The following is a 13,764-nucleotide window of genomic DNA, read 5'->3' as shown; positions in this document are numbered from 1 at the left end:
AATCTTGAAAAATATTGAGAGGTTGTTTTAAAAGTCATGATTGATGTATCAAATATTTTTACCCCACCCTAACCCTCCCCGATGTATTGGGGAGGGAACTGGATTTTTCTTGTTTCCCCCCTTTATAAGGGGGGATTAAGGGGGGTAATAATGTGATGAAGATACAGCAAACCACTTTTAAAACATCTTCTTAGGCTAGAGAATGTACAGATATAGTCATAGTAAAACTTTCCCTCTTCTTTTCTCTGTGTTCTCTGCGCCTCTGCGGTTAAAAATTCATTTTTATAACCACAAAGATGCAGATGTCACAGAAATAAGAAATTAGATAAGCTATTAGGCTTTTAAATTGCACAGTCCCTCATGAAGTTCGTTAACAGTCAACAATCAACCGTCAACCGTCAACCGTCAACCGTCAACCGTCAACCGTCAACCGTCAACCGTCAAAACCGCTATTTTTCACAACTGAAATAGGATTGCTCTACTTCATCAAGATTTGAATGTCCGTTTTTTCCAGCCATTCTTTTGTAATTTGCAATCCTTCTTCTAGCCCAACTTTTGGGGTATAATTTAATAAACTTTCGGCTTTAGCAATCGAACAAGCATAGGGACGAGTCATAAAATCTATCGACTCTGGCAGAATATCAGCTTTTTTGCGAAACAGCTTTTGTCCTTGGACACGCAGTTTAAGAAATAGTTTGATTTCATCTTTTCCTAAAGACATAGGCGCAGGTGAATCAGATATTTCTGCTAAACGAGTAAAATACTCTTTCCAAGAAGTGTTTCCTCCATCTGTAATATTAAATATTTCTCCGTAGGTTTCTTTTTCGCTAGCCAGGAAGATAGCATCAATCAAATTATCGACATAGACATGGTTCATAACCCCATGTTCATCACTAGCATAAGCAAACAATTTTTGGCGCATAAAATGAACCGGACGGATTACCCAAGGGATACATCCAGGCCCATAAACATCACCAGCGCGAATCACAATAACGCCAAAATCTGCGGGATTATTTAGTAGTAGTACTGCCAGTTCTGCGGCAATTTTAGTTTTACAGTAGGGGTTACTTTCATCAGCTAGCGGCTCAGATTCAGTCACGCGATCGCTATAATTAAACCCATAAACCAATATACTAGAAAGATGCACAAAAGTTTTCACACCAGCACTTTTAGCTGCTTTCGCCATAGTGATGGTTCCGTCAACATTCACCTGTTGAAAATCTTTGAGTGCGCCAGCTTCTTGAGCAAGTTGAGCTGTATGTAAAACGATGTCTACTCCCTCACAAGCTTTTTGGGCAATCTTAGCATCGTTAATATTACCAACAATCACCTCAACGCCCAGGTTTTGCGCTTTTTTATCCTGAACAGCAGAACTTTGCAGCCCTTTAACTTTCATTCCCTTAGCAATAGCTAATTCAGCCGCACGCCAGCCGATAAATTCGTCAATTCCAGTAATCAGAAGAGTTTTGTTTTCGAGGTTCATAAAGCAGAGATGATTGATGTATTTGAAGCGGTGATCATCCGCACACTGAGCGTTCGCGTAGCGTCTCGCAGAGAAGTCGAAGTGTGCGGATTAACCTTGATTTAGAAAATATCAGCCGGGTCTGCGGAACGCAGTTTATTAATAGCTAGCGACCCTGAAGTCATACACATTAAAATTGCCGAAATTAAGACCAGTAATACATTATTAAGATTCATCATAATCGGCAACTTTGTGGCTTTCATGGCAAAATCATAGAGAAGCACGGATAAGAAAAATCCGGGAATAAAACTGACAATTGCCAATATTAAAGCTTGTTGAAAGACCACATTTAATAAATAATTATTGGCATAACCCATAGCTTTTAATGTCGCATAAGCCACGAATTGAGTTGCAATGTTGCTGTAAAGAATTTGATAAACAATTACTACACCGACAACCGAAGCCATTGTTAGCATCAAGTTAAGAATAAACCCAATTGGTGTTCTGACAGCCCAATATTGTTTTTCAAAATCAATAAACCCCTGATATGTAAAAATTTGGACATCATTAGGTAAGGAAGCTTCTAAACTTTTCAAAACCTTCTCCGGATCTGTACCCGGTTTTAAAGTAATGACACCCATGTCGATCATTTCTGCGGGGCGGGTATTAGGATTGATGCGCAGAAAAGTTGAGTCGCTGACAATTAAATTACCATCTACACCAAAAGAAGGCCCCAAACTGAATAAGCCCGCAACTCTAACGCGATAACCAATTAATGAATTAAAGGGAAATATTTCAACTGTCTGTTCAGTTTCACCCTGATTGAATCTTTCTGCAATCGGCCCAAATTCTGAACGTGAATCTCTATCGAAAAGCATCATATCCGGAATTTTGAGTTTATCTAAATTTTGTTCAACTTCCGGAATATTTAAAACTGATCTGCCAGGATCGAAACCAATAACATAGATGGAATATTTTTCACTAGTTACAGGGTTCTTTAATTTAGCAAACTGCACATAGATAGGGCTAACCGACTCGACACCATCAAACCCCAAGGCTTGATATAAACGAGTCCGAGAAAAGCTTTGATTTGAAGTCAAAGATTTGTATTGAGAACTAACTACAAACAAATCTCCACGCAGACTTTGATGTACTGCGGTAGCACTAGAATAAAGTGCGTCTTGAAAGCCTAGCTGAATAAACATCAGCAGTACAATAAAAGCAATCCCCGCTACAGCTACCAGAAAACGAACTTTTTGCTGGACTAGCTGTAGCCATGCTAAAGGAATTTTAAAATTCATTTGTTAGTTGTTAGTTGTTAGTTGTTAGTTGTCAGTTGTCAGTTGTCAGTTGTCATTCGTCATTTGTCCAACAACTAATGACAATTGACCATTGACTAATGACTAATGACCATTGACTAAATATGAATTGCCACATCCACTTGTAAGTTAGTCAGGCGTGAGACGCGGGCGCTATCTGCGGGATTGTCAATGCAGATTTTTACTTCTATAATTTTACGATCGGTGTCTGCTCCAGGGTTGAGGCTGAAGATGCTTTGCTTGTCAACTTGCCAACCAACTTCTTCTACGGTTCCTTGCAATTTGCCGACAAGCGCTGGGCTAGTAATGGTCACTTTTTGACCTTTACGCACTTTTTGAATATCGGTTTGGTATACTTCTGCAACCACATACATTTGCGAGATGTTACCTATCTCAGCAAAGCCGGAAGTAGCAATTACTTCGCCGGTTCTGGCGTGAATTTTTAAAATTGTGCCGTCAATGGGAGATTTGATGTAGGTTAAATCTAAGTCGGCTTTTGCTTGTTTAACAGCCGTTGTAGCACTTCTGACTTGGGTTTGTGCTACTTCCACATCTACAGGACGTACTTCTTTCACACTACTGAGTTGTGATTGTGCTTGTTTAATTTGGCTTTGCAGTGTGTCTTGAGTACGCTTTTTGGTGGCTTCGGCTTCTAGTAGCTGCTGTTGTGCGGTTTTGAGTTGTAGCGCCTTGGTATCTCCTACGGAAGCCGCGATCGCACCTTGTTTATATAATTGCTGATAGCGATCGTTTTCAGTTTTAGCATTTTCTACCTGAGCCTGGAGACGGGCAATTGTTGCTTCTTGGGTGGCAACATCTCCTTTTAATTGGGATTCTAAACTCGCGATTGTCGCTGTTTGAGCGTCAATATCTCCAGTTTTCGCACCAGATTTTACTTGAGCTAATTGGGCTTTGGCAACTTGCAGTTTGTCTAAAGCTTGTTGCAAAGCAGCTGTAGCCCGATTGTAGTCTTCCAGGTAAGCCAATATTTGTCCAGCCTGTACCTTGTCTCCTTCCTTAACTAACAGTTTTTCAACTCGAACACCGTTAATGGAATTGGGTGCAGACAAATAAGTAATTTCGCCTTGAGGTTGTAAACGTCCTAAAGCAGTGATTGCAACTTTCGCAGGCGCAACCTTTGGGGGAGTTGTTGGGCGAGTGTAATAATTAGAGCGATAGAACAATCTTGATAAACCGAAAAAAGATGCTAGCCCAGTAGCGAAGATGACAGAAACTCCTAAAACTATTTGCCACTTTTGTACGGACTTTTTGAATAATGGGCTTTCTTTGTTGACTGCCATATTTTCATTCCAATTGTGCTATACCAGCGGATAATTTAACCGGATATTTCAGTTGATTACAGTAGGCTTATCCCAACTTTTTTGACTTGCAGAAATGGGATAATTATGATTACTTGTATGTGATTTTTTACACTTTTTTAGCTAGATTAGATTACTTGTTGTCAGCCTAAATTGTTGATGCAGAGGCATTGGAAATTAACTGCCAAGTGCGCCAAGTGCGCCAAGCAGGAGATAGGTGTTCATCAAAGCGAAAAGTTCGGGAGCATCCCAATTTCGGAAAAAAGACAGTAGTGGGAGCATCTTGCTCCCTACTTTATTGTCCCAGCGGGCAAGATGCCCGCACTACAAAATCAAATAAATTTACACATTTGGGATGCTCTCAAAAGTTCTAGATAACTGGTATTTGTACTACTACTAAGCATCCTTAGTTTTATCTTCTACAGTCATTGAATTAGGGATTCTAAGAATTAATTAGCGCTAGCAATACAACGAAGTCTCCAAAATAATGTAGCGCGGATCTAGATGATTTGAAAAAACTAGGATAAAGCTTTGTTAAAGTATTGCAAAAAGCTTTTAGCTTGTCAACCAGTTTTTGCTGTTTCAGTTTTTAGGGAATCACCATAATATCTCTCATAAAATGGTGAGGAAATGTTTAATATAAACTAAGTAATTTTCCTCATTTGATTCTCAAATATTATGGTTCATCAACTGATTTTACTATTATCAACGCATTATGTTGATCTCAGTTGTGTACCATAAGACATTCTCAGGAAGTTGGGGAAGGGGGAAGGGGGAAGGAGGACAAGGGGAAATGACAACTGACTGTTGACTGTTGACTGTTGACTGTTGACTGTTGACCGTTGACTGTTGACTGTTGATATCTTAATGCTATGGTTAGTGTTTTAACTGGCTGCACTGAAATACAGTAATTATGCCTATTGTGCCCATAAATCAAATTCTCGTTGGTCGTAACCGCCGTCCAATTAAGGGTGAGAAGGTTGATGAATTGAAGGAATCAATTAAGGCTAATGGTCTTTTGAACCCGATTACGGTGGATCAAAAGCTGAATTTGATTGCGGGATTGCATCGGTTGACGGCTTGTAAGCTGTTGGGGCTGGATGCGATTGAGTGTAATATTGTTACCTACCAATATGCTGAACAAGCGCGGTTGGCTGAGATTGATGAGAATTTGATCCGCAATGAGCTAGAACCCTTAGAGCGCTCGGAGTTGTGGTTGGAGCGCGATCGCATTTTGTCACGCATGGGACTGCGGGCGAAGGTGGGAGATAATCAACATACTGTTAAAGGTGGTGAAATGATTTCACTACCTCTAAAAAGAACTTGGGAGTTAGCGAAAGAAGCTGGCTATTCTGAGCGGACTTTTCAGCATGGAAAGCAGATTGCTAAAGGAATTCACCCTGATGTTAAACAAATGATTCAGGGAACTGCGATCGCCCAAAGTCCCACAGCCTTATTAAAAATAGCTAGAGCTGGTAGTCAAGAACTCGCTGTAGCCGAAGCAGCACAACAGGCTCTAGAATTAGCCCAGGCGCAAGGAGATATCAGGGAAGTTGAACGCCAAGCCAAACTATTGGCACAGACGAAGAATCAGCAAAAGGAATTGCAAATTATAGCATATAACAGTGCTTTGGCAGAAAAAGAAGCAAAGTTATTGCACAAGAAAAGCCAGCGTCAGCCAGAGGCGACAGGGGAAAAATTACCATTTGCACCAGCGACAAAGGTCACAGTGGGCGAGGAATGGATTCTGGGGCGGCATTTGGTGTATTGTGGTGATACGGCGCAGCAAGAGTTCATGAACCTGCTACCCTCAGATGCAACAGTGGCGATCGCCACTGTTTCCTCAATTTGGAATCATAATTATTTGGTTGGGGAGGCGCGGGTTGTCGCGGTATTGCGATCGCAAGGGCAAATTTACGAATTCTACAGGCACAATCAAATGCCTTTTCAATACGAATTAGTCCTAGGTAACATCTATGTAGGGATTTTTTCTCATCATTCTTTATCCCAGCCACAGACAGCAATTAATGTTGAAGGTATAGAGGGAATTGTCAATTACTTACTTAATTTATATACCAGTCCCAATAATTTTGTAATTGCGCCGTTTATGGGAAATGGTGAAGTTTTGATTGCTTGTGAACGCATGGGGCGAATTTGTTTTATTGGCGACGAGCAGCCGGAGTTAGTCAGCCGGGGAATTGGGCGATGGGAGAAATGGACAGGAAAGCAATGTCAAAAAATGCGGTAATCAAAGACGCGGTATGTCGCTTCGCTCCAATTCGTAATTGATAAGTAGGTCAACCAAAAAAAACGTAAGATGTCATTGCGAGGAACGAAGCAATCCCAGTCTTTGCGATTGCTTCGTTCCTCTCTACGAGACGCTACGCGCTAAGCGAAGCTATGCCGAAGGCTTTACGCAATGACACAACATATTATATTTATTTAGGTTGAGCTACTTAATTCGTAATTCGTAATTGTTACCCCACGATTAAAATCGGGGGCTTGAATAATGATGCTACACATTTTCATATTTTCCATAACTGTAGTTAGGGGCTTGTTACTCGAATTACGAATTACGAATTACGAATTACGAATTACGAATTACGAATTACGAATTACGAATTACGAATTACGAATTACGAATTACGAATTACGAATTACGAATTATTTGTTCAAGAACTTTTACTATTATTATCTGATGCTTGTTGTGCAACATTTTTCATGCGGCTCGACCTCATTTTGCGGACGCGATCGCTATCTCGAACACCACCTGCTGTTTCATATTGAGGGCTATCTTTGCCATACTTAATAGCAATTAACATTAGCATCTTTTGAGAAAGTTTAGCCAAATTTTTCTCCATCTCTTCAACTTCAGTTAAAGAAGAATCAACTAAAGACAGAGCATTATTATGAACCTCAAGTTTATTACGTAACTGCTCCATTGACTCTAGCAGTTTTTCCAGACTATAATCATCATCCAGTTTCAGAGTTGGATCGACCAATTTCATCCCGGCCGCTCTTGACTCAACTTTTTCTAAAACGCTGGATTTACGTTTTTTGCGACTCATGCAATTTGCCCTTTTAAAATAATTCTAAACATAGCTTGCCTTAATTAAATCGAAATCTGGTTCAGCATAAATAGCAATTTTTGAACGTACAATTTTTCAGCTAATATCAGTAATATTTCGGTATCTAATTACTCATCTTAAGAAGGCAAGAGGCAAAAACAAGAGGTAGGAAACATTAGAGGGTGTTTGAAAAGTTGTTAGCTGTGATTTTAATCACGTTATTACCCCCCTTAATCCCCCCTTGTAAAGGGCTACGGTGTATACACAAGTCTTAAAATTCCCCCTAGTACTTGGTTTCGTCATCTAGCTTTAGGTTGTGCGATCGCTCTGGAAGCCTGTCATTGCGAGGAGGAACGACGAAGCAATCGCAAAAACCACGGGATTATGTGATTACTTCGCTCCGCTATCGCTGCGCTCGTAATGACATTTTAAGGGGTCTATAACTCCTGAAACTATTGCAGATAGTACTTGTGTGTACACCGTAGCTTGTAAAGGGGGGAAACAAGAAAAATCCAGTTCCCTCCCCTTTACAAGGGGAGGGTTAGGGTGGGGTAAAAAATATTTGATACATCAATCATGACTTTTCAAACATCCTCTGAGGAAAGCCACTATTGAGTTGAGGAAAGCCGCTGTTGAGTTGAGGAAAGCCACTGTTGAGTTGAGGATAGCCACTACTGAGTTGAGCAAAGCCGCTACTGAGTTGAGAATAGCCGCTATTGAGTTGAGAATAGCCGCTACTGAGTTGAGGAAAGCCGCTATTGAGTTGAGGAAAGCCACTACTGAGTTGAGGAAAGCCACTATTGAGTTGAGAATAGCCGCTACTGAGTTGAGAATAGCCGCTACTGAGTTGAGAATAGCCGCTACTGAGTTGAGAATAGCCACTATTGACTTAACGATAGTGGCTTCTGTTGTTGGTTGGCGAGTTTGCGATGCCTACGGCGGGCTTCGCCTACGCAAATAAATAGTTACACAAAATTAATTACACAACGTCAGACAGATTGTAGGGGCATGGCACTGCCATGCCCTCTAGAATATAAGGAAACGCGATCGCCTAGCATTTTTACGGAATTTAGGCTAAAAAGTTTGTATTCTCTCAAATAACCTTCCACGCCCACACAGCCGACTATGGAATTAAATCTCCGCTTCCCAGAGAATAATCAAGTCATTGTAACATTTGATGGGCAAGACACTGAGAGGCTGGATTTTGCCTCACCGTTGAGTGCAGCAGACAGAGAAGAGATTCGCTGGTATTTAGAAACTTATGCAGCACGTTACACCACGGATGTAGACGATAAACGGGCGGAAGGGATAGCAAAAAAATTCCGGCAATGGGGCGAAGATTTATTTAATGCGGTTTTTCAAAATCGGGCTGCTCAACGGCTGTTTAATTATTTTCAAGATGAAAATCAACCAGGACGCTTATTAACAATCAGCGCTAGTCATCCAGCAATTTTATCGCTGCCTTGGGAATTGTTATGCGACCCACAAGGTACTTATTTGTTTCACGAAAATCCCCGCATTTCTATTCGTCGCCGCTTGGCTGGTGCAGGGGGTGGACGCAGGCCGTTTAGAGTGCAAGTCAAAGACCGATTGCGGTTATTGTTTGTCGTCAGTCGTCCCAGTGATGCGGGATTTATTGACCCCCGTGGTGAAGCAATGGCAGTGTTGAACGCCATTCAACAAGCAGCAGCCGGAAGAGTTGAGGTAGAGTTTTTGCGTCCAGCCACCTTAGATAATTTAGTAGCGCGGCTAGAAGACTCCCGCCAACCCCCTGTTGATATTGTGCATTTTGACGGTCATGGAGTATTTGATTTAGATGGGCGTTTCCAAGAACAGGCTAAACATAGCGACCCGGTGGGACTAACTAAAGGCGGGAACGAGAACGGCGCTAATATAGGTTATTTGTTATTTGAGGATAAAGAAGGGAAAAAAGCCCTGATTACTGCCGAAACCTTGGGTGATATGCTGAATCGGCAAAAAGTGGGGTTAATTGTTTTGTCTGCCTGTCAGTCGGCGGCGATGGGTGGGGAAGATGGAGAGGATGCAATGGGTAGTGTAGCCGCTAGGTTAACCCACGCAGGTATTCCCACAGTCTTGGCAATGACTTATTCGGTATTAGTGACAACTACCCAACAACTGTTTGCTAAATTTTATCAGGGTTTAGTATCTGGTGCAGGTACGGGTGAAGCATTAGATAATGCGCGGCGAGACTTGTATCTCAACCAACAACGGGGAGAACGGCAACGGGGCGAGGAAAGAGTACAGTTAAAATTGCAAGATTGGTTTTTACCTGCGTTGTATCAAGCGGCTGGGGATACCCCATTATTGCAGCCAGACTTGAACAACCAAGAAAGCGGCGAGACACCAAAATGGGGAAACTTGCCAGATTTACAAGAAGCAGGATTCTTTGGTCGTAGCCGGGAATTATGGCAGATAGAACGGTGCTTTGTGCAGGGAACGCGCCGCCTCACAGTATCGGGTTTCGGTGGACAGGGAAAAACCTATCTTGTCCAGGAAGCAGGACGCTGGTTACACCGCACGGGGATGTTTGAGAAAGTTTGTTTTGTTGATTATGCTGCCTTTGGTGGTGTGGATGCTGTAGGCTGGGCAGTTAGCACCCTGGCGACAGTGTTAGAGCAGAGTTTAATTGATGGGGCGGCGGCAACTCAGGCGTTGCGTAAGCAAGCCACATTGCTGATTTTAGATAACTTAGAAACCTTGCCAGCAGAAACTCTCCGGGAACTGTTAACCGTGGCAAAACAGTGGTCTGAAGTTGGGGAATGTCGGGTATTACTCACCACTCGCACACCAGATTTTCACCATCCTGATTATCCCACACAAGGCAGTCGCAAACATATCTCCTTATCTTTGCGAGGTTTGGGGCAAGAAGATGCCCTAGCGTATTTCCAGAGTTTGATTAAACTGACGCTAGCACCCAAATTTGAGCCACCTAAACGGGGCGTATTATTGGAATTATTTAAACTGGTGGATTTTCATCCCCTGTCGATTGGTTTGTTAGCAAAACAGTTGGAAAGTCGCCGTCCGGCAGAGTTGGGACAACGCTTAGAAACCTTGATTGCCCAAACACCAGATAATCCCCTATTGGCATCGTTAAATTTATCTTTGGAACGCTTGGATGCTGAAGCAATGCAGTTGTTGCCTCGCTTAGGCGTGTTTCAGGGCGGGGCGTTTGAATTTAATTTGCTGGATATTACAGAAATTTCTGAGTCACAGTGGCAAACTTTGCGCCCAGCATTAGAAGCCACTGGTTTAATTCAGCCCGAATATCTGCCTGGTGTTGGTCGGCCTTTTCTCAAATTTCACCCCACCTTAGCCCCTGCCTTGTGGCCGCGCTTATCCCCAGAAGCACAGACAGAACTGCTTGCCCGTTATCAAGAGTGGTATTATCAACTTTCTGACGATTTGTATTTTGAAGATAGGAAAAACCCTCATTTTGCCCGTGCCATTACCCAACGGGAATTGCCGAATTTACTTTATGCAGTTAATGGCGCGTTGAATGCAGGTGCAGAATGGGCAGTAGAGTTTGTTGAGCAGGTAAACTGGTTTCTCGTTTACTTTGGACTTAACCGCGATCGCACTAGACTAAATCAACGGATTGCTGAGTTAACTGGAGAAGTAGGTTCCGATACATGGTTTCTCAGCCGTACAAGTTCAGGTAGGCAATTATTCAATGCAGGTCGCTATCAACAAGCAGCGCAGGTGTTTAGTGAGATACTGGCAGAGTTGGGCGAGCAACCAAGTCATAAACGCTGTGTTACTTTGGGTATGCTGGGGCGGTGCTTTGCAAACCAAAGACAAACAGCACAAGCAGCAGAAATTTACCACCAGGGGTTGGCAGTGGCGCAGCAGTTGGAACAGTCTGATTATGTAAAGCAACTGATGGGAATTTTGCAGACTGACTTGGCAAATGCGCTGAGGAATATGGGAGATTATGGTGAGGCACGCATTGCTTATGAAGCAGGATTAGCTATTGATAAAGAACTTGGAAACCTTAGTGGGGCTGCGGTATCAAATTTTCAACTCGGCACTCTAGCCATGCTGCAAGGCAACATCCCAGAAGCAGAACAGCGTTACCGTGAAGCACTGACTACTTTCCAGCAACTCAACGAACCAGCACAACAAGCCACGGTTTGGCATCAACTGGGTATGGTGTACGCAAAAGGTGAGCAGTGGGACGCTGCGGAAGATGCCTACCGAAACTCAGCACAAATTAACGAATTTCTAGGAAATCTGGCAGATGCAGTAGGTACTTGGGGTCAATTAGGTAACCTCAATGCACTTGTTGGCAAACTGGGAGAGGCAGAAGCTTGGTTTCGTAAGGCTTTGAAGCAATTTCAACAATTAGAAGACCAAGCAAATGCATCTCAAACATTAAGGAACCTCGCTTTCATACTACAAAACCAACTCCACCGCCTCAGCGAAGCCCGACAATTGGCAGAAGAAGCATTAGCTATCGACAAAACCTTCGACCCGGCTGCGGCTGAGATTTGGAAAATCTATGACCTCTTGGCATATATTGCCGACAAGCAGGGCTACAGCACCCAAGCTAAAGAATATCGTCACCAAGCAAGGCAAGCAAAAGCAGCGTTTGCGGGGATACAGTATGAGTTGCGGCAATATGGGCAGTTTATTGCAAGGGTAGTAGCTGCTGTGGATAATGCAGAAATCAGGGAACAGTTAGAAATTGAGATGGAAAATTTTGCAGAAGTGTGGCAAAATCTCGTTGCTGCTATCCGTCGTATCTTAGCCGGCGAGCGAGATGAGAATATACTGTGCGAGCAGTTATATTCGGAACATTCTATGATTATCTCCGCTATCCTGCGGGGTATTGCTGACCCTCAATCCCTTGCGGCATTGTTGGCAGAGTGATATTAATTCGTAATTCGTAATTCGTAATTCGTAATTTGCAGTAAATGTAGGGTGTGTTGTCGCCAAGCGGCGCACCGTCAAGAATCTAATACCAATTCAAATATAGCGCTTCTGGTGTTGGATACAAGACAAAATTATATCGTCGCCTGTAGGGGCATCGGCACTGCCGTGCCCTTAAGAGTGTGTAGACTCAACCGATAACCGCTATCATGTTTGCGACACATCAATTATTCTAGGCAATGCCTTGCCCATTGGTGTCAACTTAAGCTTAGATGTATACAGCGTAAGTCTTTGAGCTTATCTCTCTTAGCACCATAAACTTTCTATCCCCCCTAACCCCCCTTAAAAAAGGGGGGAAAAGAATCAAAGTCCCCCTTTTTAAGGGGGATTTAGGGGGATCAAATATCTTGAGCAACAAAGCCTTTCGCGTTAAGTTGACACCAATGCGGCATAACACACCCTACTGGACTTGGAGTACTCTTACTCTCTGCGCCTTTGCGCCTCTGCGTGAGACAAAATTCATTTATTATCCACTTCCGAAGAATAATCTTCACAAAAAGCTTTCAATCCAATATGAATAATAATCACCGTTACTGCAACAACTAAAGGAGATAACACATCCCCCGAAAAACCCATCCCTACCAACACCCCACCCAAGCGTTCCACAGCATCCTTATTATCCAAATCACCCCATTTCTGCCACTGCTTATTCAGCATTCCCCCTTCTTGGCATAAATCACTTTTAGCCGCTCGTCCAAATTTCTGCAAAAAACTCTGAGAATTTTCTTGTGTAAGATTTGTAATTGCTGCGGTTTGTTTTACCAGCAATTTTTCATCTGATATTTCATCCTCTCCTTGTTTTAGCGCTGAATCTGCGACATAGCGCAGTTCTATTAACTGGCGGTCAATTTCCGCAGAGAGGGCAGTAATTTCTTCGGGGGTAAAGATGCTGTTCATTACTGATCTTCAAGAGAATTCTGTTAAAAATAATCATAGATAGTATATGCCATGCACGCCAAAACTGCTGTATGAGTCGTCCCCGAATCATTCAACCCAATCAAAGCTCTACATTAAGCTAAAACACATCTAATTTGCCTATTAAATTTCATCTAACTCTTGTGGGGTGGGCATCTTGCCCGCCCTGATTATGCAAAATAAACGCCGATTCGCTTACCTATCTTCAGTAGCCCCACAACGTTTTGATCCCCCTAAATCCCCCTTAAAAAGGGGGACTTTGATTCTTTTCCCCCCCTTTTTTAAGCTACGGTGTATACACAAGTCAAAAATTTCACGCTGAACCTATTCCCGCCTAGGAATGAATTCCCAGGCTAATAGCGAAAGTCCGTTGAAACGGACTGAAGATTGTAGGAATTTATCATCTAGTCCTCTTGAGAGGACTTGTGCTATTAGACTCGGAATTCATTCCGAGGCGGGATGGATAAACTCCGCCAAGATTTGTGTATACACCGTAGCGGCAATAGCTGCGGGGAGTGTCAATCAACAAATCTCCGCATCAGAGCCTTCCTTCGTCTCCGTATCCACCTTCTGGCTTTCACCCATAAACTCAATTCTAAAATTGTATTTCTCACATCAAATAATTGAGAAATTTCTCATCACTCGCTCAATTAATAAACCAAATAAAAAATCTCTTCCCCATTACCCATTCCCCATTCCCCATTACCCAGTCCCCATTCCCCATCTGTTTA

General features: G+C 42.7%; 7 protein-coding genes and 1 pseudogene. 2 read left to right on the top strand and 6 right to left on the bottom strand.

Translation table 11 applies throughout. The annotated features are described in order from the left end of the window. Nucleotides 1-478: 478 nt before the first annotated feature. The 3 genes from AACU32_RS01215 to AACU32_RS01205 form a co-directional block, all read right to left on the bottom strand. Complete coding sequence (locus tag AACU32_RS01215) at nucleotides 479-1,483, bottom strand: NAD-dependent epimerase/dehydratase family protein (RefSeq protein ID WP_096597082.1); 1,005 nt, start codon at nucleotides 1,481-1,483, stop codon at nucleotides 479-481. Between the two features lie 101 nt (nucleotides 1,484-1,584). Further along, entirely contained in the window at nucleotides 1,585-2,763 is a 1,179-nt protein-coding gene (devC, locus tag AACU32_RS01210; protein ID WP_096597080.1) for an ABC transporter permease DevC, read from the bottom strand. 116 nt (nucleotides 2,764-2,879) lie between these two features. Next, nucleotides 2,880-4,082, bottom strand: a complete 1,203-nt coding sequence (locus AACU32_RS01205; protein WP_096597078.1) for an ABC exporter membrane fusion protein — start codon at nucleotides 4,080-4,082, stop codon at nucleotides 2,880-2,882. A gap of 931 nt (nucleotides 4,083-5,013) precedes the next feature. On the opposite strand from AACU32_RS01205, the gene AACU32_RS01200 reads away from it, so the two are divergent. After that, on the top strand, nucleotides 5,014-6,348 hold the full coding sequence (locus tag AACU32_RS01200; protein ID WP_096597076.1) for a ParB/RepB/Spo0J family partition protein: 1,335 nt from the start codon (nucleotides 5,014-5,016) through the stop codon (nucleotides 6,346-6,348). A 424-nt stretch (nucleotides 6,349-6,772) separates the two neighbouring features. Here the strand turns inward: AACU32_RS01200 and AACU32_RS01195 are convergent, their stop codons facing one another. Further along, nucleotides 6,773-7,168, bottom strand: a complete 396-nt coding sequence (locus AACU32_RS01195) for a hypothetical protein (protein WP_096597074.1) — start codon at nucleotides 7,166-7,168, stop codon at nucleotides 6,773-6,775. Between the two features lie 574 nt (nucleotides 7,169-7,742). Beyond that, nucleotides 7,743-7,973 (bottom strand): annotated as a pseudogene (locus AACU32_RS01190) (hypothetical protein); the annotation flags it as partial. Nucleotides 7,974-8,293: 320 nt separating this feature from the next. Between AACU32_RS01190 and AACU32_RS01185 the strand changes: the two are divergent. Further along, nucleotides 8,294-12,058 (top strand): CHAT domain-containing protein, encoded by a 3,765-nt coding sequence (locus AACU32_RS01185; protein WP_096597072.1) that lies wholly within the window; start codon nucleotides 8,294-8,296, stop codon nucleotides 12,056-12,058. Nucleotides 12,059-12,577: 519 nt separating this feature from the next. Here AACU32_RS01185 and AACU32_RS01180 read toward each other — a convergent pair. Next, entirely contained in the window at nucleotides 12,578-13,015 is a 438-nt protein-coding gene (locus AACU32_RS01180; protein WP_096597070.1) for a hypothetical protein, read from the bottom strand. Nucleotides 13,016-13,764 lie beyond the last annotated feature (749 nt).

The organism is Calothrix sp. NIES-2100, assembly GCF_963875285.1.
Taxonomy (GTDB): Bacteria; Cyanobacteriota; Cyanobacteriia; order Cyanobacteriales; family Nostocaceae; genus Aulosira.
This window is presented reverse-complemented; position numbering and strand designations above follow the sequence as displayed.

What these genes read in the sequence shown, in the direction of transcription:
- AACU32_RS01215 (WP_096597082.1), bottom strand. Translation starts at nt 1,483, where the DNA reads ATGAACCTCGAAAACAAAACTCTTCTGATTACTGGAATTGACGAATTT.
- devC (WP_096597080.1), bottom strand. Translation starts at nt 2,763, where the DNA reads ATGAATTTTAAAATTCCTTTAGCATGGCTACAGCTAGTCCAGCAAAAA.
- AACU32_RS01205 (WP_096597078.1), bottom strand. Translation starts at nt 4,082, where the DNA reads ATGGCAGTCAACAAAGAAAGCCCATTATTCAAAAAGTCCGTACAAAAG.
- AACU32_RS01200 (WP_096597076.1), top strand. Translation starts at nt 5,014, where the DNA reads ATGCCTATTGTGCCCATAAATCAAATTCTCGTTGGTCGTAACCGCCGT.
- AACU32_RS01195 (WP_096597074.1), bottom strand. Translation starts at nt 7,168, where the DNA reads ATGAGTCGCAAAAAACGTAAATCCAGCGTTTTAGAAAAAGTTGAGTCA.
- AACU32_RS01185 (WP_096597072.1), top strand. Translation starts at nt 8,294, where the DNA reads ATGGAATTAAATCTCCGCTTCCCAGAGAATAATCAAGTCATTGTAACA.
- AACU32_RS01180 (WP_096597070.1), bottom strand. Translation starts at nt 13,015, where the DNA reads ATGAACAGCATCTTTACCCCCGAAGAAATTACTGCCCTCTCTGCGGAA.